Here is a 24,352-nt window from a genome sequence, read left to right as displayed (position 1 = left end):
CCCCGATGTTTGGTTAGGCTCGCCTACGTGACCCAGACCAGTGTCGTGACCGCTCAGGAGATCTCCCCGTTCCGCATGTTCGACGTGCAGGTGCGACGGGTCGAGAAGCTCTCGCCGAGCTTCCTGCGCGTGACCTTCACGGGTCACGACCTCCACGAGTTTGCCGACAACGGCCTCGACCAGCGCATCAAGCTCGTCTTCCCCGCGCCCGACGGCGGCTACGAGCACCTCGTCCGCACGGGCGAGTGGTACGCGGCGTGGCGCGCGCAGCCCGAGGAGCGCCGCAACCCGCTGCGCACCTACACCGTGCGGGCCGTGCGCCCCGAGACCTCCGAGGTCGACATCGACCTCGTCCTGCACGGCGACGCGGGTCCCGCGTCCCGGTGGGCGCTGGCTGCGCGCCCCGGCAGCGAGATCGTGCTGCTCGGCCCCAACGGCCTGTGGACGGGCGCGCACGGCGGCGTCGAGTTCTCCCGCCCCGTGCGCAGCCACGCGCTGCTGCTCGCGGGCGACGAGACCGCGGTCCCCGCGATCGCCTCGATCCTGGGCTCCCTGCCCGCCGACGAGGTCGGCGAGGTCTTCCTCGAGGTCCCGTACGAGGGCGACGTCCTGCCCGTCACGGCTCCTGCGGGCGTCAACGTCACGTGGCTCGCCCGTGAGGGGCGCGCGCACGGCGACCTGCTGGTCCCCGCGGTCCGCGAGGCCGCCGACCGCCTGCTCGAGCGCAACGTCTGCGCCGCGACGCACTCGCTCACGTGCGCGGCCCGCGGGCTCGGCCCGCGCACCGGTGGGGCGGCCGAGCTCGAGGACGTCGACATCGACACGGACATCCTCTGGGAGGTCCCCGTGGACGAGGACGGCACGCCGCTCGTCGCGTGCGCCGAGCTCTACGCGTGGCTCGCGGGCGAGGCGTCGGTCATCAAGACCCTGCGCCGTCACCTCGTGTCCGAGCGTGGCGTCGACCGCCGGTCGGTCGCGTTCATGGGCTACTGGCGTGAGGGCCGCGCCGAGGGCTGAGGGCCGCGCGACGGGCTGACGCCCGCGAGGGCCACGCGGGTGGCCGTGCCGTTCGCGCTCACCCCACCGGCACGCCCAGCTCCTCGACCAGCTCGACCCCGGGCAGCCGCGCGAGCAGCGCGCCAGGCAGCAGCAGCTTGGACCGGCGCAGCCCGCTGCCGATGAGCGCGGGCTCGCCGTCGGTCGCGATGCGGGCGTCGAGCAGCACGCGCCACCCGTCGGGGAGCCCGATCGGGGTGATCCCGCCGTACTCCATGCCGGACTCGGCCACGGCCCGGTCCGTGGGCAGGAACGACGCCTTGCGCACGTCGAGCAGCGACCGGACGCGCGAGTTCACGTCGGCCCGGGTCGTGGCACGCACCACGGCCGCCGCGATGCGCTCGTCGCCGCCGCGCCGTCCGGCGACCAGGACGCAGTTCGCCGAGACGGCGGGCGGTAGGTCGTGGGCGGCGTTGAGCGTCGCGGTGTCCGCGAGGTCGGGGTCGATCTCGACGACCGCGACCTGGTCCACGACGCCCGGTTCTCGCGAGGCCCAGCGGGACAGGGCCTCGTCGACGGGTCGTGCGAGCAGGTCCGGTCTGCTCGTGGCCGGGACCCAGGCGAGGTCGCCGAGCGTCGGGAGGGTGAGGCGGCCGCTCCGCTCGTGGCTCATGCGGTGACCAGGGCCTGGTAGGTGGGCGTGAGGGTCGCCCGCGCGATCGTGTGGGACAGGGCGGCCATGGCGACCGCGGTCGGGGGCGTCTCGGGGGTCACGTCGAGCCGTTCGACGTCGAGCGCGTGCACCGCGAACACGTACCGGTGCGGCCGGTCCCCGGGCGGGGGCGCGGCGCCCAGGTAGCCGGGGCCTCCGCCGTCGTGCCGGGTCTGGAACGCGCCCGGCGGGAGGTTGCCGCCGCCGGGGGAGCCTGCGCCCTGCGCGAGGACCACGGTCGCCACGGGCACGTTCACCACGGTCCAGTGCCAGTACCCCGCCGGGGTCGGCGCGTCGGGGTCGAAGCAGTTCACGAGGAACGAGCGCGTGGCTGCGGGGAAGTGGTTCCAGGCGAGCTCGGGCGAGCGGTTGTCGCCGTCGGCCGCGTGCGCACGTGCCAGGGGCTCGCCGTGCCCGATGTCGTCGCTCGTCACCGTGAAGCGCGGCACCGGGGGGAGCAGCGAGTAGGGGTCGGGGGCGATCGGGCGGTCGGCGAGGTTCATCGGTCCATCGTGCCCGGTGCGTCCTGGAGGGGCCAGAGGAGACGGGGGAGCGGTGCTGGCAGCACCGCCGAAGGCCGTCAGACCGTGCGGGAGCGGCCTCGCACCAGCACACCCGCGACGCCGGCGCCCAGGACGAGGCCTCCGATGGCGAGCAGGGACGCCACCGACGCTCCCGTCGACGCCAGGCGGCCGAGCGAGGGGGCCGACGAGCCCGGGACGGCCTGGCGGTCGCTCGGGATCGCGCCCGGTTCGGCGCCCGGGTTCAGCGCGGTCAGGGTGAGGCCGGGGGACGCGTCGGTCGAAGGGGGCGCGGGGGGCGCGAGCTCGCCGTAGACGTCGATGGTCACCGACGCCTCGGCCGTGCGGCCCCAGGCGTCACGGGCACGGACCGTGAGCCGGTCCGGCCCCAGGTAGCCGAGGTCGGGGGAGTAGACGAGGGTGCTGTCCTCGCCCTGCGTGACGGTGCCGTGCTGGGGTTCGCCGACGGCGTCGAGCACCAGCTCCGGCTGGTAGGCGGCGTCGGAGACGGGGAGGAGCGGCTCGAAGACGACCGCCGTGTTGCGCGGAGTGCGGTGGTGCTGGTCCGCGATCGCCGGTGTACCGAGCACCTGGATCCGGACGGTGGCCCGCGCCGGCTGACCGTGGGCATCGACCCCCTCGTACGTGAACGAGTCCTCGCCCACGAAGCCCTCGTGCGGGTGGTAGGTGCCCGTGGCGCTGCTCAGGTCGGCTGCCCCGGCGAGGGGCGCACCTACCCCGGTGATCGTCAGGGTGTCGCCGAAGGAGCCGGCCAGCAGGTCGACCCCGACGGCGACCCCTGCGGGCGTCGTCAGTGCGTGGTCGGCCAGTGTGGGCAGGTTGCGGACGGTCACGGTGGCGCGCGCCGACGACTCCTGACCGAGGTCGTCGATCCAGGCGAAGGTGAAGGTGTCCGTCCCGGCGAAGGTCTCGGCGGCCGGGAAGCCGTCGTCGGGCGTGTAGCGGACCTGACCGTCACCGGTCACGGAGACCGTCCCGTGCTGGGGCCCCTCGCGCACCTCGAAGGTGGAGGCCGCCCAGGGCAGCGTGGCCGGGGCGCGCAGGTCCAGTGCCACCGCCTGCCCCGGGTTCGTCGACGCCGCGACGTCCGCGGCCTGCGGAGGCGCCTGGACGTCGATGTACATGGTGTTGTACCTGGCGTCGGTGGCAGGGCCCGTGGAGCCGCTGAACGTCCACGGGTTCACCAGGGTGTAGGCCCAGGTGAACCGTGTCCCCACGGAGTCGTTCGAGGTCCCGACGAAGCCCGCGTTCGGCATGACGACGATGTCCTGCGCGTGCGCACCGGTGGTGAAGGTGCCGCGCCACGTGTTGATCGTCGAGGAGAAGTAGCCGTTGGTGAAGTTCGCGAAGCTGGTGCCTGCCACGATCTCCCGGAGGTCGACACGGGCGCTCTGGCCGATGCCCACCTTGGTGCGCAGGCTGGAGACGGCGGCCCGCTCGACCCAGCTCACGCCGGCCTTGTGGTGCACGCTGCGGCCCCACGTGTCGGTGAGCTCCAGGGTGACGACGTCGTTGCCGACGTAGTCCCGCGGGCTCGCCTGCAGCTCGATGCCGCCGGCCGTCGGCACCGCCGTCGCGTGCTCCGCGTCGACCAGTCCGGTGACCCTGACCCCGTGGCCCGGGACGGCGCTCTTGGAGGTGGTGCTGGTCTGCGGGTAGGTGCGCAGGTCGAGCTGGGTGAGGTTCGTGACCGCCTTCACGCCCGTGCTGGGATCGTTGACGATCCACGAGCTGATCGTCGGGCTCACCGGCTTGCCGGCCACGGTGACCGTCAGCGTGGCGCCGGTGGTGCTGCCGTCCGTGTCCGTGACCGTGTACGGCACGGTGAACTCCGCGGTCTTGAAGACGCGCGCGGTGGACGAGTTCGGGTGGTCCGGGTTCTTGTTCGCGAAGGTGATGCGGAAGTCGTCTCCGACCTCGACGGTGCTGGCGTCGGTCCCGGTGACGGCCCCGACGTGCACGGAGGCCACCGTTCCGTCGACCTGGTCGTTGGCCAGGACGTCGACGGTGACCGGGACGCCAGAACCGGTGAGGGCGGTGTCGTCCGTCGCTGTGATCTCACCCGCCTGGGCGGGGGAGGCGCCTGCGCCCAGCACGGTGGCGGCCAGGGCGAGTGCGCCGCAGGCGGCGACCGCCTGGTGGCGCCGGTGTGCAGGCCGGGTCGTGGGTGCGGGGTGCAAGGTTCCTCCTTGGTCGGACCGACGGGACGTCGGAGCGTGGTGGGATGCTTCTCATCCTTCCTGCTTGTGAAGACTTTCACATGCACGGAGCAGGGAGGAGGAGTGCAGGGTTGAGGCGAGGGTGTGGGGTCCGGGCAATTGGGGTGCTCTCGTGGGGCGTCGGTCGCGTGTCGAGGGTTTGCGAGCCGCCCCTGCGGCCACTTCGAGGGGCATGATCGTTGACATTCCGCCCCTCCCGGCTCAAGCCTGAGGCGCTGCTTGAGGCTTCCGGAATGCCTGCACCCGAGGTTAATTGTTGCTCAGTCGCGCAACTCTCGACCGCGTATCGACCCCTTGGGTCGACCGGGTGAGACGAGTTGACACCTCCTCGGCGAGCGCGTGTACTGGAAGTGTTCGAACACCTGTTCGAAGAACTTTCGAGCGTGCAGGAGGTGTCATGACCCTGGTCGACGACACCCTCCGGGAGACCCTGGGCAGCCCTGCGGCCGCCGTCACGTCCGCCGAGTCCACGCACGCCCAGCGGGCGCTCCTGGCCCGGTCGGTGCTGCGCCGCGCGGAGCTCTCGGCCCGGCGCGCACCGGGGAGCACGGGGGAGGAGAAGCTCCTCCCGGTCCCCGACGAGCTGGCCGACCTGCTCCCGTTCGGCGGCCTTCAGCGAGGCACCGCCGTGGTGGTCGACGGCTCGACCTCGCTCCTGCTCGCGCTGCTGTCCGAGGCCTCACGCACGGGGGCCTGGACCGCGATGGTCGGCTTCCCACGCCTCGGGGTCCTCGCCGCCGCCGAGGCCGGGATCGACCTGGGCCGCGTCGCCCTGGTCCCGTCCCCCGGACCGGACGCCGCGGCCGCCGTCGCGGCCCTGCTCGACGGGATCGACGTCGTCGTGGTCGGGCCGCAGGCCGCGCTGACCGACGCCGACCGTCGCCGCCTGACCTCCCGGGCCCGCGAGCGCGGCAACCTCCTCGTCGCAGCGCAGCCCTGGGCCGGGGCGCACGTGGTCCTCACGGTCCGCGAGGGCACGTGGTCGGGCACCGACCACGGCGCCGGGTACCTGCGCAGGCGGCGGCTCACGGTCCAGCGCGGTGGGCGGGCCGGCGCCTCGCGCGGCATCGAGCGCCAGGTCGAGCTGCCGTTGCGCGGAGGCGTCGTGAAGAACCCGCGGCAGGTCGAGAAGACCCCGCCCGGCCTCCGGCTCGTCGGATGAGCATCGAGAGCACGGCCACCCGCACCGCGGTCCTGTGGGTGCCGGACTGGCCCGTCGTCGCCGCGATGGACGCGGCCCAGGTCCCCGCGCACGTGCCCGCGGCCACGCACGACGGTCGCCGCGTCCTCGCGGTCTCGGCCACCGCGCGGGCGCAGGGCGTGCGCCGGGGGATGCGACGTCGTCGGGCGCAGGAGTGCTGCCCCGAGCTCGCGCTGCTCGACGCCGACGACGCACGCGACGCGCGCGAGTTCGAGCCCGTCGCGCTCGCCGCCGAGACCGTGGTCGCGGGCATCGAGGTCGCGCGCCCGGGCCTGCTGCTCCTGCCCTCGGGCGGCCCCGCGCGCTACCACGGCACCGAGGAGCGCCTCGCACAGGTGCTCGTCGAACGCGTCGCCGCGGACACCGGCCACGAGAGCCAGGTCGGCGTCGCGGACGGGATCCTCGCCGCGGTGCTGGGCGCGCGGGCCTCGCTCGTCGTGCCCGCGGGCACCTCCCGGGCCTACCTCGCCCCGCGCTCGCTGGGCGAGCTCGCGCACGTCGTGGTGGGCGACGCCCAGCCCGTCGCGCAGCTCGTCGACCTCCTGGGCCGCCTGGGCGTGCGGACCTTCGCGGACCTCGCGGCGCTGCCCGCAGCGAGCGTCCTGTCCCGCTTCGGCGACCTGGGCGCATGGGCCCAGCGTCTTGCCCAGGGCGAGGACCTGCGCCCGCCCGCGAGGCGCCGCATCGAGGCCGACGTCGCCGTCGAGTGCGATCTCGACCCGCCCGCCGAGCGCGTCGACGTCGCGACCTTCGCGGCCCGCCGCCTCGCCGAGGACCTGCACGCCCAGCTCGTCGAGCGGTCGTCGTCGTGCGGGCGGCTGCGCATCACGGCCCGCACCGAGGACGGGCGCGAGCTCGAACGGACCTGGCGCTGCGACGACGGCGCCATGGGCGGGCTCACCGCGGCCCGGATCACCGACCGCGTGCGCTGGCAGCTCGAGGGGTGGCTCACGGCGTCGCGCGTCGCGCTGGGGCAGCGGCAGCGGCAGGGGCGTGGGACACGCCGGGACGAGCACGCACAGACCACCCACGACGACCTGCCGGACCTGCCCGAGGACCGGCCCTCGCCGCTCGTGCGGCTCGCGATCACCGCGGAGGAGGTCGTGGCCGCGGGCGCCGAGCAGCCGCGGCTGTGGGGCGCGTCGAGCGGCGAGGACGCCCGCGCCCAGCGCGCCCTGGGGCGTGTCCAGGGCCTCCTGGGCGGGGACGGCGTCCTGAGCGTCGTCACGCAGGGCGGGCGCGACGTCCACGACCAGGTGCACCTCGCGCCCTGGGGGGACGCGGCCCCCGCGCCGCGGCGCGCGGACCTGCCGTGGCCGGGGCGCCTGCCCGAGCCCGCGCCCGCCCTCGTGCTGGACGTCCCGGAGGACGTCGCCGTCCTGGACGACGCCGGCGCGCCCGTCCGCGTCGACGCGCGCCTCGCGATGAGCGCACCGCCCGCGACCGTGCGGTGGCTCGCGCCGCGAGCCGGGACGAGCAGACGCGTGCTGGGCTGGGCCGGGCCGTGGCCGCTCGCCGAACGCTGGTGGAGCGAGACGCCGCGCCGTCGGGCATACCTCCAGGTCCTGCTCGACGACGGGCGCGGCGTGCTGCTCGCGAGCGCCCAGGGGCGCTGGACCGTGGAGGCCGTCTATGACTAGGGCCGCCCCGCCGGGCACCGGGGCGCGCCGGACGCCCCGCTACGCCGAGCTGCACGCGCACTCCGCGTTCAGCTTCCTCGACGGCGCGAGCCACCCCGAGGAGCTCGCGGCCGAGGCCGCGCACCTGGGACTGTCCGCGCTCGCCGTGACGGATCACGACGGCCTGTACGGGGTCGTGCGCTTCGCGACCGCGGCGCGCGCGGTGTCCCTGCCGACCGTGTTCGGCGCCGAGCTGCACCTGCCCGTCGCGCCCGCCCCCGGCGCGGCCCCCGTCCTCGACGCGCCCACGGGCGTGCCGGACCCGCGCGCGTCCCACCTGCTCGTCCTGGCCCGCGGCCCGGACGGGTACCGCAACCTGTCGAGCGCGATCGCGACCGCGCACCTCGCGACGGGCACCAAGGGCGCGGCCGACTACCGGCTCGAACGGCTCGGTGAGCAGTCGGACGGCCAGTGGCTCGTCCTCACGGGCTGCCGCAAGGGGGCCGTGCGCTCGGCGCTGCTCACCGAGGGGCCGCGGGCCGCCCGGCGCGAGCTCGACCGGCTCGTGCAGGTCTTCGGCGCCGACAACGTGGCCGTGGAGATCACCGACGCGGGCGACCCCCGCGACAGCGACCTGTGCGACGCGCTCGCCGGGCTCGCCGCCGATGCGCACCTGCCGCTCGTCGCGACCGGCAACGTGCACTACGCGCGCCCCCGCGACGCGGCCCTCGCGGGGGCGCTCGCGGCCGTCCGTGCGCGCTCGTCGCTCGACGACATGGACGGCTGGCTGCCCGGCGCCCCCACCGCACACCTGCGCTCGGCGGCCGAGATGGCGGACCGGCACCGCCGCCACCCGCAGGCCGTGGCGACCGCGGCCGAGCTGGGTGCCGAGTGCCAGTTCGACCTGCGCCTCGTGGCCCCCGAGCTGCCGCCGTACCCGGTGCCCGCGGGGCACGACGAGAGGTCGTGGCTGCGCGTGCTCGTGGAGCGCGGCGGCACCGACCGCTACGGTCCCCGGGGGGCAGAGCGCGAGCCCGGGGCGTGGCGGCAGATCGACCACGAGCTCGCGATCATCGAGCAGCTCGGCTTCCCGGGGTACTTCCTCATCGTGTACGACCTCGTCGAGTTCTGCCGCGCGCGCGGCATCCTCGCGCAGGGGCGCGGCTCGGCCGCGAACTCGGCCGTCTGCTACGCGCTGGGCATCACGGCCGTGGACGCCGTCAAGCACGGTCTGCTGTTCGAGCGCTTCCTCGCGCCCGAGCGCGACGGCCCCCCGGACATCGACGTCGACATCGAGTCGGTGCGCCGCGAGGAGGTCATCCAGTACGTGTACGAGCGGTTCGGGCGCACGCACGCGGCGCAGGTCGCCAACGTCATCTCCTACCGGCCCAAGTCCGCGGTGCGCGACGCCGCACGGGCCCTCGGGCACGACGTCGGGCAGCAGGACGCGTGGAGCAAGTCGATCGAGCGGTGGGGGTCGCTGCGCGGGCCCGATCCGTCGTCGCCCGCGGCGGACCGGGCCGTCCGCGACCGGGCGATCGCCGCGCGCGGGGCGCACGGGTCGGCCCCTGGGGCTGTCGGGCCCGCGGTGGCAGGGGCGTCTGCGGCAGGGGGCACGGCGGGCGCCGACGCGCCGCCCGCCGTCGTGACCCGCACCGCGGCCAAGGACGCCCGCGCGGCCGAGGTCTGGGGGACCGGCGCACCGCGGCAGGGCAAGCAGGGCCGGCAGGGCCCGTCACAGCGACGCCCCGACCGCCCGCACACGGGCCACGCCGACTGGACCCCGGACCTGTCGGGTCGCGTCGTCGACCCGCTGGCCCACGACGACGCCGATCGGCGGGACGACCCCACGCTGCGCTCCGACGACCCGCACGACGTCGTGCCCGCGCGCCGCCCGCCGTCGGCCGCCGAGGAGGGGGAGATCCCGGCCCCCGTGCTCGAGCTGGCCGAGCGCCTCCTGAGGCTCCCGAGGCACCTCGGCATCCACTCGGGCGGCATGGTCATGTGCGACCGACCCGTGATCGAGGTGTGCCCGGTCGAGTGGGCGCGCATGGAGGGGCGCACGGTCCTGCAGTGGGACAAGGAGGACTGCGCGGACGCGGGGCTCGTGAAGTTCGACCTGCTGGGCCTGGGGATGCTCACGGCGATCCGGGTCGCGTTCGAGCTGATCGCCGAGCACGAGGGCCTGGGCCTCGAGCTGCACTCGCTGCCCGACGACGACCCGGCGGTGTACGACCTGCTGTGCGCGGCGGACACGGTCGGGGTGTTCCAGGTCGAGTCGCGCGCCCAGATGGCGACGCTGCCGTGCCTGCGGCCGCGCACGTTCTACGACATCGTGATCGAGGTCGCGCTCATCCGTCCCGGTCCCATCCAGGGCGGCTCGGTGCACCCGTACATCAACCGGGCGCGCGGCCGGGAGCCGGTCACGTTCCTGCACCCGTTGCTCGAGAAGTCGCTCGCCAAGACGCTGGGCGTGCCGCTCTTCCAGGAGCAGCTCATGCAGATGGCGATCGACGTCGCGGGGTTCAGCGCGGCCGAGGCGGACCAGCTGCGCCGTGCGATGGGGTCCAAGCGGTCGGTCGAGCGCATGGAGGCGCTGCACGGGCGGCTCCTGGACGGCATGGCGAAGAACGGCGTCGCGCCCGACGTCGCCGAGCAGATCTACGACAAGCTCAAGGCGTTCGCGGACTTCGGGTTCCCCGAGTCGCACGCCTACTCGTTCGCGTACCTCGTGTACGCGAGCGCGTGGCTCAAGGTGCACCACCCGGCCGCGTTCTACGCGGGCCTGCTCGCGGCCCAGCCCATGGGGTTCTACTCGCCGCAGTCGCTCGTCGCGGACGCGCGCCGGCACGGGGTCACGGCGTTGCGCCCGGACGTCAACGCGTCGGGCGTCAAGGCGGGGGTCGAGCGGCTGCCCGCCTCGGCGAGCCGGGGGGCGGGGGCGCCGTCGGGCAGGGACGTGCGGCCCGACGGCGCCGCGCCCCACCGCGGTCCCGTCACCCCGCGTTCTCCCGCCACGCCCGACGGCGCCGCGCACCCCGACCTGTCCCTCGCGGTGCGCATGGGGCTGGGCAGCGTGCGCGGGGTGGGGGACCCGGTCGCGGAGGCGGTCGTCGCGGCGCGTGCTGCCGGTCCGTTCACGGACCTGCGCGACCTGGTGCGACGCGTCGACCTGACCACGGCCCAGCTCGAGGCGCTCGCGACGGGCGGCGCGCTCGAGTCCCTGGGCGTGGCGCGGCGCGAGGCGCTGTGGGCCGCGGGGGCGCTCGCCCAGGAGGGTCCGGGCACCCTGCCGGGGGTCTCGGTCGGGGTCGAGGCGCCGACGTTGCCGGGCATGAGCGAGGTCGAGACCGCGGTCGCGGACGTGTGGGCCACGGGCGTCTCGACCGACTCCTACCCGACCCAGTACGTGCGTCCCGGGCTGACCGCGGCCGGAGTGCTCACCGTCGCCGGCGCGGTCGCGGTGTCCCAGGAGATCGAGCGCGCCCGGGAGGCCGAGCGTGCGGCGGGCGAGGCGCCAGGCTCCAGGTCGCACCCACCGTCGCGCGTGGCCGTGGGCGGCGTCGTCACGCACCGGCAGCGCCCCGGGACCGCCGGGGGTGTGACGTTCCTGTCGATCGAGGACGAGACGGGGCTGCTCAACGTCATCTGCACGCCCGGCCTGTGGCAACGGTTCCGGCGGGTCGCGCGGTCCTCGCCCGCGCTCGTGGTGCGGGGCCGTCTCGAACGCGCCGACGGCGCCACGAACCTGCTCGCGGAGCACCTCGCGCCGTTGTCGTTGCAGGTCGCGTCGCGATCGCGGGACTTCCAGTAGGGCTCCGCTGGCATACTCGGGCCGCCCGCCGAGATGCGGCCAGCTGGGGTCCTCTCGCCGGAGGAACCCCAGCTGGCCGCATCTCGCGCTGGCCGTGGGCCCGCCTATCCCTGCTTGGCGCCGATCTCCAGCGCCCGGCCGTGGATGCCGCCCAGGACGTCTGCCCCGGCGAAGCCCTCCCAGACGGAGGTCGACACCTCGAGCGAGACCGCGAGGCCGAGCACGTAGTCCACGCCCCAGCTCTCGTCGACCACCTCGAAGCGCCAGGGGCGCGGACGAGGCCCCGGCCACGGCGGCAGCTTGGGGCGGCGCGGGGGAGTGGGGCACCAGTCGTCGACGTCGATGTCGAACCCGACGTGCAGGTGGTGCGCCGTGAACGCGAGCTGGACGAGCGCGGCGCCCGCGTGGAACCCGGTGCGCATCCCGTCCGGAGGTCCGGGGGGCAGCGGCTGCGGGTTGAGGGAGGCCTCGGCCCCTCGGGAACCGGTGAAGGGGCCGTACGGGTTGCCCAGCAGGTCGAAGATCGCTGGGTGCCGTCGGCCGATGAGTGTCAGCGCGCTGGTCGTGAGTGCCATGGTGCCCCCTCCTTCGGTGGGCGGGCGCGGATGCACCCGCTACCTGGAAGGAGACCGCCCGGACCGACGGTGATGCATCGCGAGGCGGTCAGACGAGCGGCTTGCGCATGCTGAAGTTGGTCAGCGACACGCCCCGGAGCACGGGCTGGCGTTCCTCGACCACGACGAACCCGTGCTTCTCGAAGAAGGGGCGGGCCGTGAGGCTTGCGTACGTGGTGAGCTCGACGGCGCCGCGATCCCGGGCGGTGCGCGCCACGTGGGCGAGCAGTGCCGAGGCGACGCCGCGCCGGGTCACCGCGGGATCGACGAACATCATGTCGATGTACCCGCGCTCGTCGACGTCGCTGAACCCGAGGACCTCGTCGCCCTCGACCGCGACGACCGTGCCGGTCTGCAGCCGCTTGACCGCCCAGACGTCGAGCGGGATGTCGTCCGACCCCCAGGCCGCGATCTGCTCGGGCGAGTAGTCCTTGCTCGCCGTGACCCGCACGGCGCGCAGGAACACGCGGAGCGTCGCTTCCGCGTCGGACTCGTCGTAGGCACGCAAGATCATGCGGTCGAGCCTAGTCCGCGACGGGCGCGGCCCTGCGACGCCGCGGGTGCCGGGGCTCGTCGCCCGGGAGGTCGGGCAGGGGGCGACGCGGCCCGCGGACGGTCGCGACCGCGCGGTGGGCGTGCTCGCGCGCCTGCGCCACGGTCGGAGCGGGGACGAGGCCGAGCAGGCGTCGCCGGTGCGCCTCGCCGAGGAGGAGCGTGTACAGGGCCTCGGCGAGCGCGCGGGTGGCGTCGTCGACCGGGTCGCTCGGGGCGGCGCCGAGGTGCACGGCGAGGTGGTGGGCGAGCGCCTCGGTCGAGCTCGCGGGGCCGTGGGTGTAGAACGCCGCGGCCAGGTCGGGGAACTGCAGCGCCTCCGCGATGACGAGCCGGTGCAGGGTGACCGCCTGGTCGCCGTGCAGGGTGTGGACGATCCGGGTGGCGAGCGACTCGAGGTCCTCCCCGGCGATCGTGTGCTCGTGCGCGTGCTGGCTCTCGACCGCGGCGACGAAGAGCCCGGCCTTGTCCGTGAAGTGCTGGTAGATCGTGCGCTTGGTGACGCCCGCCTCGCTCGCGACGGCCTCGATCGTGGTCGCGCCGTACCCGCGCGCGCCGAAGATCCGGATCGCGACGTCGAGCAGCCCCGCCCGACGCGCCGCGCGCTCTGTGGTGCGTGGCCGCCCAGGGCGTCGCGCCGCCGTCGGGCCCGTCGATCCGTCTGCTGTCGTCGTCATGCATTAATGATACGGTCGCGTTTCATTTCCTGCGAACGAGGAGATCACCCGTGGGTGGACACAGAGTGCTGCACGTGGCCTTCAGTGACGACTGGGAGGCCTGCGAGCGGTTCGGCGAGTACGACGTCGCCACGCGCAACACGTTGTACGAGGTCGAAGGGTTCGTCCATGCGACGACCCTGGCGGGGCTGCCGTCGGTGCTCGACGGCCGGTACGCCGACGCCTCGATCCCGCTGGTCCTCGCCGTGATCGACGAGGACTCCCTCGCCGCCGAGGGCATCGAGGTCGCGTGGGAGCCGCACGACGGGGTCCCCGGTGGCCTGGCCCCGCGGATCCTGGGCGCGTTCCCCATGGACGGCCGGACGGTCGCGGCCGTCGTCGAGCTCGACCGCGTCGACGACCGCTGGGTGGTCCCGGACCTGTCGGGGCTCTCGGTCCGCCCCTGACCGTGCCCCCGACCGCCTCACGTCCGGGTGACGACGTTGACCACCCGCGGTGCCCGCACGACCACCCGGACCACCGGGCGCCCGGCGACGGCGCGCCGGACCGCCTCGCGCGCCAGCGCGGTCTCCCGGAGCTCGTCCTCGCCGACCGACGTGTCCACCGTGACCCGGTCCCGCACGCGGCCGTCGACCTGCACCACGGCCTCGACCGTCGACTCTGCCCGCAGGGCGGGGTCGACCCGCGGCCATCCGGCCACCGCGACCGAGGGGTCGTGCCCGAGCGCGGCCCACATCTCCTCGGCCGTGTACGGGGCGAACAGGCTCAGCAGGATCGCGAGGGACTCGGCGGCCTCCCGCACGGCGGGGTCGGCGGGCCCAGGCCCGGTGTCGATCGCCCGCCGTGCCGCGTTCGTGAGCTCCATGACGCGCGCCACCGCCACGTTGAACCGGGACGTGTCGAGCAACCCGGTGACGTCGTGGACGGTCCGGTGCGTCACCCGGCGCAGTGCGGCGTGGCCGCTCGCCGCCGCGGGGCTGGCCGTCGACCATGCGTGGGCGACGGCCGGGCTCGTCACGTCCTGGGCCACGCGCAGCACCCGGCCCAGGAACCGCTGCATGCTCCCGGGGGACAGGTCCGCCCAGTCGACGTCGTCCTCGGGCGGCCCGGCGAAGACCATCGTGAGCCGCACCGCGTCGACCCCGTACGCGTCGAGCTGGGCCCCGAGGTCCACGCCGTTGCCGAGCGACTTGCTCATGGCCCGGCCCTGGTTGATCACCTGCCCCTGGTTGAGCAGGGTGCGAACGGTTCGACGACGTCGACCAGGCCCATGTCGTGCAGCACCTTGGTCACGAAGCGGCTGTAGAGCAGGTGCAGGACGGCGTGCTCGACGCCCCCGACGTACTGCGCCACGGGCATCCATCGACGCACGGCCTCGGGGTCGAACGGCCCGTCGGTGTGTCCCGGGGAGCAGTAGCGCAGGAAGTACCAGGACGAGTCGACGAACGTGTCGAGCGTGTCGGTGTCCCGTCGGGCCTCGCGCCCGCAGCGCGGGCAGGTGGTCCGTACCCAGTCCTCGGCACCGGCCAGGGGCGAGACCCCGCGGGGGGCGAGGGCCTCGCCCCGCAGGTCGGGCAGACGGACGGGCAGCTCGTCGTCGGGCACGGGGACCTCCCCGCACGCGGCGCAGTGCACGATCGGGACGGGGGCTCCCCAGAAGCGCTGGCGCGAGACCAGCCAGTCGCGCAGGCGGTGCACGACCTGCGGCCCGCCGCGCCCCTGGGCCGACAGCCACGTCGTGGCGCGCGCGGCGGCCTCGGCGGGGGACAGGCCGTCGAGCGTCAGCCCACCTCCGTCCGAGTGCACGACGACGTCGCGCGCCGGCGAGGTCCCGTCGCCCGGCGCGGTGGTCAGGACCGGGCGCACGGCCAGGCCATGGCGGTCGGCGAACGCCTGGTCGCGCTCGTCGTGCGCGGGGACCCCCATGACGATCCCCGACGCGTACCCGGGCAGCACGTGGTCGGCGGCCCACACGGGCAGCGGTTCGCCTGTCGCCGGGTGCTCGACCCAGGCCCCCAGGAAGACGCCGGTCTTCTCTCGTGAGGTGGCCTGGCGGTCGATGTCGCTCAGGGTCAGGCTCGCGGCGCGGTACGCCTCGAGCGCCTCGGCGTGCTCGGGGGCGCAGAGCTCGCGGGCGACGTCGGCGTCGGGCGCCACGGCCAGGAACGTCACGCCGAACAGGGTCTCGGGCCGCGTGGTGAACGCCGACACGGTGCGCGGGCCCCCACGCGGCGGCGTCCGGGATCCGCGGGCGTCCGCCCCGTCGACGACCGCGAAGTCGACCTGCGCCCCCGCGCTGCGGCCGATCCAGTGGCGTTGCATGGCCAGGACCTTCTGGGGCCAGTGCCCTTCGAGCGCGTCCATGTCGTCGACGAGCCGGTCGGCGTAGTCGGTGATGCGCAGGAACCACTGGGTCAGGTCGCGCCGGACGACCGGTGTGCCGCACCGTTCGCACACCCCACCGACGACCTGCTCGTGCGCGAGCACGGTCCCGTCCTGCGGGCACCAGTTGACGGGGGCAGTGGCGCGGTACGCCAGCCCACGCTCGACCAGGCGCACGAACAGCCACTGCGGCCACCGCATGAACGCGGGGTCCGAGGTCTGCAGGCGGCGCGACCAGTCGAACGACACCCCGTAGCGCCGGATCGAGCGGGCCTGGGTCGCGATGTTGGTCTCGGTGAAGACCTCGGGGTGCTCGTCCCGGCGGATCGCGGCGTTCTCGGCGGGCAGCCCGAACGAGTCCCACCCGATGGGGTTCAGGACGTCGTGGCCGAGCTGGCGCCAGTAGCGCGCGACGACGTCCTCGAGCGCGAAGACCTCGGCGTGCCCCATGTGCAGGTCGCCCGACGGGTACGGGAACATCGTCAGCAGGTAGCGACGTTCGCCGGAGCCGTCGTCGCGGGCGCGGAAGACCCCGAGCGTCTCCCAGACCTCCTGCCAGTGCTCCTCGACCTCGGCGTGCCGGGCCCGGCCCGCAGTGGTCGGCGGGGCGGGCGCTGTCGTCCCGGTGGTGTCCTGCTCCTGCGTCATGGCGTCTCCTCGGCGGTGCTCCGTCCTGTGCGTGGGCACAAAAAAACCCCTCGGGGTACGAGGGGCTGCCGCGCTGATCGTGCCTTGTCAGCGCGGCGGTGTAAGCAGGAGCGAGGAACGCATGGCGGGGAGCCTAGCAGCCGCCCCGTCTCACGCCAACGGGTCGACGGGCACCACGACGCAGATCTGGAACGTGTCGCGCCCGCGCCGCAGCAGGTAGCGGAAGCTCTCGGTGTCGGCCTCGCCCGCCCACTCGTCGCGGTAGCTCCAGCGCACGTCGGCCCACACGAGGCCCGCGCTCGTGGTCCCGAGCGACCGGATCTGCGCGACGGCCCCGACGAGCCCGCGCTCGCGGTACGTCTCGGCCGCGCCCCGGAAGGACTCGCGCACGACGTCGGGGTCGCTGATGAGCAGCGAGGTCTCGTCGGTCACCACGAGCGCAGGGAAGGCGTACGTCTCGGCGATCGTGTCGAGGTCGCCCGCGGCGAGCGCCACGCCGTACGAGTTGAGGAACGTCTGGACGTCGTCGTGGTCGTAGGCGGTCGCGTCGGTGCCGGGGGTCGTCATCCGTTCACGCTAGGCCGAGCGCGCCGACCCTGCACGAGATGGAGCCTGGACTGCCGCCTGGACCGCGGCCAGGAGCGCGACCGGCCCCACGAGCTGGGCGCGCGTGTCGGCGGCGAGCGTCCCGGCGACCTGGTCGAGGAAGTGCGCCAGCACGGGCTCGAGGTAGTCCGGACCGACGTCGAGCGTCCCGTCGACGGTCCCGCCCGTGGTGGTCAGGGCTGCGTGGAAGGGGTGGGTGGGGTGCTGGGCGGGGTCCACGAGGCGCAGCCGCACGACGACGTCGCGTCCGCCCGTCGTCGCGGTCACGGTCGCTGTCACGGCGTCGTTCTCAGGCCCGACGGCGGGTTCCCCCCACGTGAGGTCGGCGTCGCCTCCGAGGAGCGAGCGGGCCGCCTCGACCAGGTGGATGCCGAGGAAGTGCAGGCCGTCGTGGGGCGAGCCCGGGTCGGCGGGCCCGGACAGGGTCAGCGTCGTGATCCGGCCGTGCGCGAGGGCCGTGGCCCGCAGCGGTGCGACGTCGGGCACGAAGCGCAGCGCCGAGCACGAGGTCAGCACGGACCCGCTCGCGCGGGCCGCGGTCACGAGGTCCTCGGCGTCGGCGACCGCTGCGGTGAACGGCTTGTCGACCAGCACGGGCAGCCCGGCCCGCACGAAGGGCAGGGCTGCCGCGTGGTGGAGGCGGCCAGCGCGGTGGGCGACGACGACCGCGTCGACGGACGCGACGTCGTCGGGCCCACCCGCCCGGACCGGGACGCCCGCCGCCGCGCTCCGGGCGGCGAGCTCCGCGACGCGCCCCGGGTCGCCGTCCGCGAGGACCGTGACCCGCACGCCCGGGAAGCGCTGCTCGACGTTCAGCAGGCGCACGTACTGGTCGGCGTGCGAGGAGTCGAGCCCCACGAGCGCGAGGCGGACGGTCCGGGTCATCCGGTCATTCTGCCGGACCGCACGACCTCACCACGCCTGCGCGATGAGCTCGGCGAACAGCTCGCCCTCGTCGACGTCGAGCCCCCGGGAGCGGAACCACGCGCACATGGTCCGGCAGTCGCGCATCAGCAGGTCGGTGCCGTGCGGGTTCGCGACGAGGTCGAGCACCTGCGGCAGGTCGATGATCACGATGCGCCCACCCTGGGCCAGCACGTTGTAGGGCGACAGGTCGCCGTGCGCGTACCCGTGCGCGGCGAGGATCCCCATCGCGTGCCGGAGCTGGTCCCAGTACGCCTCGACCGTGCCGGCGTCGGGTCGGACGCGGGCCAGGCGTGGGGCCGCGACGCGGCTCGCGGGCGACCCGTCGACCTCGCCGCTGCTCGCGTGCTCCCCGACGAACTCCATGAGGATCTCGGTCCCGTCGATCTGGACCGGGTACGGGACCGGGGCCCCGGCGGACCACAGCATCGTCAGCGCCGCGAACTCGGCGTTGGCCCACTGCGCGGCCGCGGCCTCGCGCCCGTACGAGGACTTGCGCTCGATCGCGCGCCGGTCGCGCGAGCGCCGCACCTGGCGACCCTCGACGTACGCCGAGTCACGGTGGAACGCGCGGTGCTGGGAGCTGCGGTAGCGCTTGGCGGCGAGCAGCGAGAACTGGTCGGGGTCGTCGGGCACGGCGCGTTCGAGCAGGAAGACGTCGGCCTCCTTGCCCGTCTTGAGGACGCCGAGGTCGGTGTCGATCGCGGCGTCGGCGGTCACGACCCAGCCGGGTCGGGGCTCGGGTCCGCGCATGCCCTTCTCGACGCTCGACCACGTGGACCAGCGCTGGTCGGGGTCGAGCCCGGGGTCGTCGTCCTCGACGGCATCGCCCGGGAAGGAGGTGCGTCCCAGGGCGCGGTCGGGCGAGCCGTCGTGGAAGGCGGCGAGAGCCTCGGCGTCGAACGTGCCGGACGCGGGGGTGGAGCGGGGGAGTGCGGGAAGGTCGATGTGCTCGTGCACGGGTGGGGCTCCTCGGGTGAGGTGAGGAGCCGGCGTCAGCGGCCGGGGCTCCTCGGGAAGGTGGAGGCGTGGGGAACGACGACGACGGTCATCACGACACCTCTCCTTCTCGCGGCCCCTGGCCGCGCGCTCGTGCCGGACCTTCTCCGGCGGACGTGCCCACCCTCGCACCTGGCGGCGGGGGTGGGCAACGGAATATCCGACTCTCAAGCAGACCCGCCCGGGCGTGTCAGAACGAGCGAGCACCCCGGTCCACGCTGGTTCTGACACGAACGTCGGATCTGCCCGTCAGCCTCCGAACGAGGACACGAGCAGCGTGTACGTGCCGCTCGTGTCGAGGCCCATCTGGGTCAGCAGCGACCACACCACGCCCGCGACGGCGTACGCGGTGACGGGGATCAGGAACAGCCACTCGCGCACCGAGCCGGCGTTGCCCAGGACGGGCAGCGCGAAGTTGCCGCCGGGGCGCCAGATGTCGTTGAGCACGTTGGTCCTGCGCACCCAGCGCGGCGCCTTGAACGTGATGGGCCACAGCAGCGGGCACCCGCCCGTGGTCATGACGTCGCCGATGATGTGGACCGTGACACCGAGCCCGACCGCCACGGGGAGCCAGTTCCACTCCTCGGGGGCCAGGAGAGCGATGAGGATCGCGATCGTGATCGACCCGATCCACGGTCCGAGCTTGCCCCCGCGCGTGAGCTTGAGGGCCTTGAGCGCGAACGCGACGAGCAGGATCGCGACGACGCCGGCCCCGACCGCGATGGTCCCGAACGTGTCCGACTCGTACGTCACGAGTCCCGCGAGCCACGCTAGCGCGGTGAAGACTGCGATCCCCAGGATCGAGTGCGTCCCGCGCCGGTGCCCGCCGGAGATGGTCTCGACGAGGTTCGCGACGCCTTCCGAGACGGGGGGCAGCGAGTGCGCGATCGTGCCCGAGTGGTGGTCGGCGTCGGGCAGCAGGGCCGCGCCCGCGCACACGATCGCGCCCGTGATGACGCCCACGTCCGAGACGGGGTAGATGCCGAGCGTGTACGGGGCGGTCGAGGTGACCGCCACCCATGCGGCCGCGCCGCAGGCGGCGTGGTGGCCACCCATCATGATGTGTTCGTCCCGTCGGTCGTGTTCGTCCAGCAAGTGTGGTTCGCGCGGTCTGTCCGACGCGACAGCACACCCTACCCGCGAGGGACCGACACCGGACCTCACGTCTTGTCGGACCCTGGCGTCTACAGTGCATGGGACACATCGACGACACGCAGCGCACGACCAGGACGGGAGACGTCACCGTGCTCGAGCCCCCCGATCGGCAGGACCTGCCGGCCCCGCCGCGCACCGTGCGCCACGCGCTGATCGCCTCGCCCGTGGGCGATCTCACGGCGGTCGGCACGAGCGACGGGCTGCGCGCGCTGTACTTCGACGCCCACCGGCGACGCCCCACGGGCGAGACCTTCGGCGAGCGGGACGACGACGCGTTCGAGGAGGTCCGCGTCCAGGTCGGGGAGTACTTCGCGGGGACGCGGCGCGACTTCGACCTCGACCTCGCGCCGGTCGGGGACGGCTTCCAGAAGAAGGTCTGGGCGTTGCTCGCCCAGATCCCGTACGGCGAGACGCGGTCCTACGGCGACCTCGCGCTCGCGCTCGGCGACCGGAACCTGGCGCGCGCGGTCGGGGCGGCCAACGGCCAGAACCCGCTGAGCATCGTCGTGCCGTGCCACCGCGTGGTCGGCGCCGACGGGTCCCTCACGGGGTACGCGGGCGGGCTCGAGCGCAAGCGGTTCCTGCTGGCCCTCGAGGAGTCCGACGAGACGCGCGCGACCAGGCTCTTCTGATGGTCACCGCCGTGCCGTGCCGTCGCCCGGCACCTCACGTTCTGCGCCCCGGCGGCGTCTACCCGACGTGAAGCCCTTCGAACGCGTCGTCGCCGAGCACGGTGCCACGGTCCTGCGGGTGTGCCGCGCGGTCCTCGGTCCCGTCGACGCCGAGGACGCCTGGTCCGAGACGTTCCTGTCGGCCCTCGTGGCGTACCCGCGCCTCGACGAGGGGGCCAACGTCGAGGCGTGGCTCGTGACGATCGCGCACCGCAAGGCGATCGACGTGACCCGCGTGCGCGCCCGGGCCCCGATCGCGGTGCCCGACGTCGCCGAGATCACCCACCGGCCCAGCCGCGACGGGCTTCCCGAACGGCGCATCGACCAGAGCGACGACGACCTGTGGCGGGCGCTCGCGGCCCTGCCGCCCAAGCAGCGCCAGGCCGTGGCCTACCACCACGTCGCGGGCCTGCCCTACCTGGAGGTGGCAGCGATCCTCGGTGGCAGCGCCGAGGCCGCGCGCCGCGCCGCGTCCGACGGCATGGCGGCGCTGCGGCGGACGTACCCACCCGCCCGCTCCTCGTCTTCTGCCCGGTCGGCGGCCCCCTCGCCCACTCCTCCCTCGAAGGGAAGTGCCTCATGAGTGACACCTCGTCCGACGACGTCGCCTTCCTCGCGGCCCTCGGGACCGCGCTCGACCGCGGCGCCGCGCCCGCCGACGACTCCCGGGCCACGCTCTCGCGGCTGCACGAGCGCCTCGCGGCGGGCGCTGCGTCGTCGGGCCTGCTCGACGTCGCCTACCGCACGCTCGACACCCCCGTGGGCACGCTGCTGCTCGCCGCGACCGACGTGGGCGTCGTGCGCATCGCGTTCGACGTCGAGGGGCACGACGCCGTGCTCGACCGCATCGCCCGCACCGTGAGCCCCCGTGTCCTGCGCTCCCCGGGGCGCCTCGATCGGCTCGCGACCGAGATCGACGAGTACTTCGCGGGCGAGCGCCGCGCGTTCGACCTGCCGCTCGACCTGACCATGGCCTCCGGCCCGTTCCGGCGCGAGGTGCTGACCCACCTGCGCGACATCGGGTACGGCCGCACCGCGTCCTACGCCCAGGTCGCGGTCGCCGCGGGCAGCCCGCGCGCCGTGCGGGCCGTGGGGACCGCGTGCGCCAAGAACCCGCTGCCGCTCGTCGTGCCGTGCCACCGCGTCGTGCGCTCGGACGGCACGAGCGGCAGCTACGCGGGCGGCCCGGAGGCCAAGCGCCTCCTGCTCGCCCTGGAGCACGCGGCATGACGCTGCCCGACGGCGCCGCGACCCTCCCGGGAGCCGGCGCGCCCGAGGCGGTGGCCTGGACGCGGCGCGTGGCCGTGGCCCAGCCCTTCGACGCGGCCTCGGCGCTCGCGACGCTCGTCGCGCACGCCGTGCCCGGCGTCGACCGGGTCGACCGCTCCGACGCCGCGCACGGCGAGGTGACGCGGCTCGTCGAGACGCGCTCGGGCACGGCGGCAGTGACCGTGCGGCTGACGCCCGAGGAGATCGAGGTCCGGGGGAGCGGGCCGGACGCCGACGAGGTCTGTGCCGTGGTCGCTCGTTGGTTCGACGCCGACGCCGACCTCGCGACCGTGCACACCGTCCTCGGCGCCGACCCCGTGCTCGCGCCCCTGCTCGCCGCACGTCCCGGTCTGCGCGTCGTCGGGCACCCCTCCGGGTTCGAGGCCGCGGTCACGACGGTCCTGGGTCAGCAGGTCTCGCTCGCCGCGTGCCGGACCTTCGCGGGACGGCTCGCGGCCGCGTACGGGCGCGACGCGGACGTCGCCGGTTCGGACGGCCTGCGGCTCTTCCCCGACCCGGACACGCTCGCCGGCGCGCAGGCCGCGGAGCTGCAGTCCGCCGTCGGGATCACGGGCGCCCGGACCCGGACGCTGCTCGCGCTCGCCACGGCCTGCGCGGACGGGCTGACGCTCGGGCCGGGCACGGCAGGCGACCCGGCGACGCTCGCGGACACGCGCGCCCGGCTGCTGGCCCTGCCGGGGATCGGGCCCTGGACCGTCGACTACCTGTCGGTCAAGGTGCTGGGGGACCGGGACGGGTTCGTGCCCGGGGACCTCGTGCTGCGCAAGGCCCTGGGCGGGATCGACGCCCGCGCCGCGGCGCGCGCGTCCGAGGTCTGGTCGCCCGTGCGGGCCTACGCGCTGTTCCACCTCTGGACGCACACGGCCTACTGACCCGCCCGGCCCCGAGCCATACTGGAAGAGGACCACCGACCGAGAGGCAGGACATGAGCATGTCGACGACCACGACCACGACCACCCGCACAGCGGGGTCCACCGGTGCGGTCGGGGTGGGGGACCCCGACGACGTCCGCGAACAGATCGAGGCAGGGGTCCTGTTCGCCAACGGGCGCCTCGCCGGACGCCGCTTCGCCTCGCTCGCCGAGGCGCAGGCGTGGGCCCACCCCGAGCTCGGCGACGAGGTCGTCCAGTTCAACCCGGTCTGCGACTGCTCGGTCTGACGCGCTGGGGCGTGCGTCGCCCGGGCGACGGCCCGGGCCCTCGCCCGGCCTGAACCCGCCGCGCGACCTAGGGTGGGAGCGTGACCCGCGAGAGCGCGCCCGACGCCGCCCGCAGCACCGCTGCGCGCGTCGACGTGCCCGCGGGCGGGCCCGCCGAGACCGTCGCCGCGCCAGCCGGCCTGTCTGCCGGCCCGTCTGCCGGCCCGTCTGCCGAGCCGACCCGGCGGGGCGGCCTGAGCCGCCGGCTCGTCGAGCTGGGCGACGGGTTCTTCTTCGTCTTCGCGGGTCTCGCGGCCGTGTGGCTCGCGTGGCTCGTGCTGAGCGAGTCGATCCACCTCGGCTGGTTCGCGATCCTCTACGTCGTCGCGGTGTGGCTCGTCATCGCCTATCTCGCGCTGCCGCGCCTGCACCGCATCCTCACGACGCTCTACGTGCCCGAGTACTTCATCGGCCGCACGCGCACCGCGAACGGACTGCTGGGCGACCCCGTCAACCTCGCGCTGCTGGGCGAGGAGGAACAGGTCCGCGCCGCGATGGCGGCCGCCGGATGGACGCTCGCCGACGACGTCACGCTCGCCTCGAGCGGACGCATCGTCGCCGCGACGCTCGGGCGCCGCAGCTACGACCAGGCGCCCGTGAGCCCGCTGTTCCTGTTCGGGCGCCAGCAGGACTTCGCGTACCAGCAGGAGGTCGAGGGCAACCCGTCACGTCGCCACCACATCCGGTTCTGGCGCTGCCCGCCGGGCTGGCCGCTGCCGGGCGGGCGCCGCGTCGACTGGCTCGCGGCCGGGACCTACGACCGGTCGGTGGGCATCTCCCTGTTCACGCTCCAGGTCACTCACAAGATCGAGGCCGACACCGACGAGGAGCGTGACCACGTCGTGGCCACCCTGCGCCGGGCGGACGTCGGCGTCGAGGTCGAGGTCATCGAGGACTTCTCGACGGGCTACCACGCGCGCAACGGCGGAGGTGACGCGATCCGGACCGACGGCGACCTCCCGATCGCGGACGTCCGAGGTGTCGCGGTCCCCGCGTCGAGCGCTGCCGTACCGGACGACACCGGGACCGCGACGCGGCCGGTGCACCGGCCCGCGGCCACCACGGTCGGGGCGCTGCTCGTCGTGCTGGGCGTCGTGGCCGACCTGGTCTGGCTCGCGAACCTCGCGCTGCACTGGGACCAGACGCTGCGCTCTCTCTTCCTGGGCGACGGTGTGACCCAGGCCGACATCGACGAGGCGTCGGGTCCGCTGCTGGTCCTCGTCGTGGTGCTGCTCTCGCTCGTCGCGCTCTTCCAGCTCTTCCTGGCCTGGCGCGTCCTCAGGGGCCGCAACTGGGCGCGGGACCTCGTCATGGTGCTCGCCGCGATCAGCACGACGTCGTCGTTCGTGGGGTGGGCCGTGTCCGGGAACCAGATCACGTTCCGCACGACCCTGCTCACCGTGGCGCTCGACATCCTGGTCCTGCTCACGCTGTCCAGCCGCGACGCCGCGGCGTACGCGCGGGACGAGCGTGCCGAGCGTCGGCTCCGGCACGCTCGGCGACGCGCCGCTCGTCGCGCCTCGTCGTAGCCGC

At 74.5% G+C, this 24,352-nt stretch carries 21 protein-coding genes and 1 pseudogene; 11 read left to right on the top strand and 11 right to left on the bottom strand.

What is annotated here, in order from left to right; all coding sequences use genetic code 11:
- The first annotated feature begins 27 nt into the window (after window positions 1-27).
- A complete protein-coding gene (locus tag JOD49_RS02465; protein WP_307822325.1) occupies window positions 28-1,017 on the top strand; it encodes a siderophore-interacting protein in 990 nt (329 codons plus the stop codon).
- Window positions 1,018-1,075: 58 nt separating this feature from the next.
- Here JOD49_RS02465 and JOD49_RS02460 read toward each other — a convergent pair whose 3' ends face one another.
- The 3 genes from JOD49_RS02460 to JOD49_RS02450 form a co-directional block, all read right to left on the bottom strand.
- Entirely contained in the window at window positions 1,076-1,669 is a 594-nt protein-coding gene (locus JOD49_RS02460; protein WP_205305831.1) for a YbaK/EbsC family protein, read from the bottom strand.
- A complete protein-coding gene (locus JOD49_RS02455; RefSeq protein WP_205305830.1) occupies window positions 1,666-2,211 on the bottom strand; it encodes a YbhB/YbcL family Raf kinase inhibitor-like protein in 546 nt (181 codons plus the stop codon). The genes JOD49_RS02460 and JOD49_RS02455 overlap by 4 nt, the downstream gene beginning before the upstream one ends.
- 77 nt (window positions 2,212-2,288) lie before the next feature.
- Window positions 2,289-4,430, bottom strand: a complete 2,142-nt coding sequence (locus JOD49_RS02450) for an Ig-like domain-containing protein (RefSeq protein ID WP_205305829.1) — start codon at window positions 4,428-4,430, stop codon at window positions 2,289-2,291.
- Between the two features lie 436 nt (window positions 4,431-4,866).
- Between JOD49_RS02450 and imuA' the strand changes: the two genes are divergently transcribed.
- The 3 genes from imuA' to JOD49_RS02435 are packed head-to-tail and all read left to right on the top strand — an operon-like array spanning window position 4,867 to window position 11,103.
- Window positions 4,867-5,631 (top strand): DnaE2-dependent mutagenesis accessory factor ImuA', encoded by a 765-nt coding sequence (imuA', locus tag JOD49_RS02445; protein ID WP_205305828.1) that lies wholly within the window; start codon window positions 4,867-4,869, stop codon window positions 5,629-5,631.
- On the top strand, window positions 5,628-7,310 hold the full coding sequence (locus JOD49_RS02440) for a DNA polymerase Y family protein (RefSeq protein ID WP_205305827.1): 1,683 nt from the start codon (window positions 5,628-5,630) through the stop codon (window positions 7,308-7,310). The genes imuA' and JOD49_RS02440 overlap by 4 nt, the downstream gene beginning before the upstream one ends.
- Window positions 7,303-11,103, top strand: coding sequence for a PHP domain-containing protein (locus tag JOD49_RS02435; protein ID WP_205305826.1), 3,801 nt, complete (start codon window positions 7,303-7,305; stop codon window positions 11,101-11,103). Before JOD49_RS02440 ends, JOD49_RS02435 begins: the two co-directional genes overlap by 8 nt.
- A gap of 104 nt (window positions 11,104-11,207) precedes the next feature.
- On the opposite strand, the gene JOD49_RS02430 is transcribed toward JOD49_RS02435, so the two are convergent.
- The 3 genes from JOD49_RS02430 to JOD49_RS02420 all read right to left on the bottom strand — a co-directional run bounded on the left by JOD49_RS02430 (window position 11,208) and on the right by JOD49_RS02420 (window position 12,946).
- Window positions 11,208-11,678 carry a hypothetical protein gene (locus JOD49_RS02430; RefSeq protein ID WP_205305825.1) on the bottom strand — a complete coding sequence of 157 codons (471 nt, stop codon included), beginning with the start codon at window positions 11,676-11,678 and terminating at the stop codon, window positions 11,208-11,210.
- A gap of 88 nt (window positions 11,679-11,766) precedes the next feature.
- The gene (locus tag JOD49_RS02425) at window positions 11,767-12,231 is read right to left on the bottom strand and encodes a GNAT family N-acetyltransferase (protein ID WP_205305824.1); all 465 of its coding nucleotides are present in this window, start codon (window positions 12,229-12,231) and stop codon (window positions 11,767-11,769) included.
- Window positions 12,232-12,241: 10 nt separating this feature from the next.
- Complete coding sequence (locus tag JOD49_RS02420; RefSeq protein ID WP_205305823.1) at window positions 12,242-12,946, bottom strand: TetR/AcrR family transcriptional regulator; 705 nt, start codon at window positions 12,944-12,946, stop codon at window positions 12,242-12,244.
- Between the two features lie 50 nt (window positions 12,947-12,996).
- Between JOD49_RS02420 and JOD49_RS02415 the strand changes: the two genes are divergently transcribed.
- Complete coding sequence (locus JOD49_RS02415) at window positions 12,997-13,392, top strand: DUF952 domain-containing protein (protein WP_205305822.1); 396 nt, start codon at window positions 12,997-12,999, stop codon at window positions 13,390-13,392.
- 17 nt (window positions 13,393-13,409) lie between these two features.
- Here the strand turns inward: JOD49_RS02415 and leuS are convergent.
- The 5 genes and pseudogenes from leuS to JOD49_RS02390 all read right to left on the bottom strand — a co-directional run bounded on the left by leuS (window position 13,410) and on the right by JOD49_RS02390 (window position 19,564).
- Window positions 13,410-15,976 (bottom strand): annotated as a pseudogene (gene leuS / locus JOD49_RS02410) (leucine--tRNA ligase).
- 150 nt (window positions 15,977-16,126) lie between these two features.
- Window positions 16,127-16,543, bottom strand: coding sequence for a DUF6841 family protein (locus JOD49_RS02405; RefSeq protein WP_205305821.1), 417 nt, complete (start codon window positions 16,541-16,543; stop codon window positions 16,127-16,129).
- A gap of 9 nt (window positions 16,544-16,552) precedes the next feature.
- Window positions 16,553-17,467, bottom strand: coding sequence for a Gfo/Idh/MocA family oxidoreductase (locus JOD49_RS02400; RefSeq protein ID WP_205305820.1), 915 nt, complete (start codon window positions 17,465-17,467; stop codon window positions 16,553-16,555).
- A gap of 27 nt (window positions 17,468-17,494) precedes the next feature.
- Window positions 17,495-18,466: a serine protein kinase RIO gene (locus JOD49_RS02395; protein ID WP_307822324.1), complete on the bottom strand. Its 972-nt coding sequence runs from the start codon at window positions 18,464-18,466 to the stop codon at window positions 17,495-17,497.
- 288 nt (window positions 18,467-18,754) lie between these two features.
- Complete coding sequence (locus JOD49_RS02390; protein WP_205305819.1) at window positions 18,755-19,564, bottom strand: metal-dependent hydrolase; 810 nt, start codon at window positions 19,562-19,564, stop codon at window positions 18,755-18,757.
- A gap of 134 nt (window positions 19,565-19,698) precedes the next feature.
- On the opposite strand from JOD49_RS02390, the gene JOD49_RS02385 reads away from it, so the two are divergent.
- The 6 genes from JOD49_RS02385 (at window position 19,699) to JOD49_RS02360 (ending at window position 24,348) form a co-directional block, all read left to right on the top strand.
- On the top strand, window positions 19,699-20,292 hold the full coding sequence (locus JOD49_RS02385) for a methylated-DNA--[protein]-cysteine S-methyltransferase (RefSeq protein WP_205305818.1): 594 nt from the start codon (window positions 19,699-19,701) through the stop codon (window positions 20,290-20,292).
- Window positions 20,293-20,359: 67 nt separating this feature from the next.
- On the top strand, window positions 20,360-20,914 hold the full coding sequence (locus JOD49_RS02380; protein ID WP_205305817.1) for an RNA polymerase sigma factor: 555 nt from the start codon (window positions 20,360-20,362) through the stop codon (window positions 20,912-20,914).
- Window positions 20,911-21,561, top strand: coding sequence for a methylated-DNA--[protein]-cysteine S-methyltransferase (locus JOD49_RS02375; RefSeq protein WP_205305816.1), 651 nt, complete (start codon window positions 20,911-20,913; stop codon window positions 21,559-21,561). The genes JOD49_RS02380 and JOD49_RS02375 overlap by 4 nt, the downstream gene beginning before the upstream one ends.
- Entirely contained in the window at window positions 21,558-22,493 is a 936-nt protein-coding gene (locus JOD49_RS02370; RefSeq protein WP_205305815.1) for a DNA-3-methyladenine glycosylase family protein, read from the top strand. The genes JOD49_RS02375 and JOD49_RS02370 overlap by 4 nt, the downstream gene beginning before the upstream one ends.
- Before the next feature lie 53 nt (window positions 22,494-22,546).
- The gene (locus JOD49_RS02365) at window positions 22,547-22,780 is read left to right on the top strand and encodes a hypothetical protein (RefSeq protein WP_205309123.1); all 234 of its coding nucleotides are present in this window, start codon (window positions 22,547-22,549) and stop codon (window positions 22,778-22,780) included.
- 80 nt (window positions 22,781-22,860) lie between these two features.
- On the top strand, window positions 22,861-24,348 hold the full coding sequence (locus tag JOD49_RS02360; RefSeq protein WP_307822322.1) for an LssY C-terminal domain-containing protein: 1,488 nt from the start codon (window positions 22,861-22,863) through the stop codon (window positions 24,346-24,348).
- Window positions 24,349-24,352 lie beyond the last annotated feature (4 nt).

Source organism: Oerskovia jenensis, assembly GCF_016907235.1.
Taxonomy (GTDB): Bacteria; Actinomycetota; Actinomycetes; order Actinomycetales; family Cellulomonadaceae; genus Oerskovia; species Oerskovia jenensis.
The sequence above is the reverse complement of the archived record's forward strand: the minus strand, read 5'-3'. Positions and strand labels throughout refer to the sequence as shown.

Bases quoted from the DNA above. Each gene is read 5' to 3' on its own strand.
- JOD49_RS02420 (WP_205305823.1), bottom strand. From the start codon at position 12,946: ATGACGACGACAGCAGACGGATCGACGGGCCCGACGGCGGCGCGACGC.
- JOD49_RS02455 (WP_205305830.1), bottom strand. From the start codon at position 2,211: ATGAACCTCGCCGACCGCCCGATCGCCCCCGACCCCTACTCGCTGCTC.
- JOD49_RS02405 (WP_205305821.1), bottom strand. From the start codon at position 16,543: ATGACGACCCCCGGCACCGACGCGACCGCCTACGACCACGACGACGTC.
- JOD49_RS02365 (WP_205309123.1), top strand. From the start codon at position 22,547: ATGAGCATGTCGACGACCACGACCACGACCACCCGCACAGCGGGGTCC.
- JOD49_RS02435 (WP_205305826.1), top strand. From the start codon at position 7,303: ATGACTAGGGCCGCCCCGCCGGGCACCGGGGCGCGCCGGACGCCCCGC.
- JOD49_RS02440 (WP_205305827.1), top strand. From the start codon at position 5,628: ATGAGCATCGAGAGCACGGCCACCCGCACCGCGGTCCTGTGGGTGCCG.
- JOD49_RS02460 (WP_205305831.1), bottom strand. From the start codon at position 1,669: ATGAGCCACGAGCGGAGCGGCCGCCTCACCCTCCCGACGCTCGGCGAC.
- JOD49_RS02375 (WP_205305816.1), top strand. From the start codon at position 20,911: ATGAGTGACACCTCGTCCGACGACGTCGCCTTCCTCGCGGCCCTCGGG.
- imuA' (WP_205305828.1), top strand. From the start codon at position 4,867: ATGACCCTGGTCGACGACACCCTCCGGGAGACCCTGGGCAGCCCTGCG.
- JOD49_RS02430 (WP_205305825.1), bottom strand. From the start codon at position 11,678: ATGGCACTCACGACCAGCGCGCTGACACTCATCGGCCGACGGCACCCA.
- JOD49_RS02370 (WP_205305815.1), top strand. From the start codon at position 21,558: ATGACGCTGCCCGACGGCGCCGCGACCCTCCCGGGAGCCGGCGCGCCC.
- JOD49_RS02390 (WP_205305819.1), bottom strand. From the start codon at position 19,564: ATGATGGGTGGCCACCACGCCGCCTGCGGCGCGGCCGCATGGGTGGCG.
- JOD49_RS02400 (WP_205305820.1), bottom strand. From the start codon at position 17,467: ATGACCCGGACCGTCCGCCTCGCGCTCGTGGGGCTCGACTCCTCGCAC.
- JOD49_RS02425 (WP_205305824.1), bottom strand. From the start codon at position 12,231: ATGATCTTGCGTGCCTACGACGAGTCCGACGCGGAAGCGACGCTCCGC.
- JOD49_RS02385 (WP_205305818.1), top strand. From the start codon at position 19,699: ATGGGACACATCGACGACACGCAGCGCACGACCAGGACGGGAGACGTC.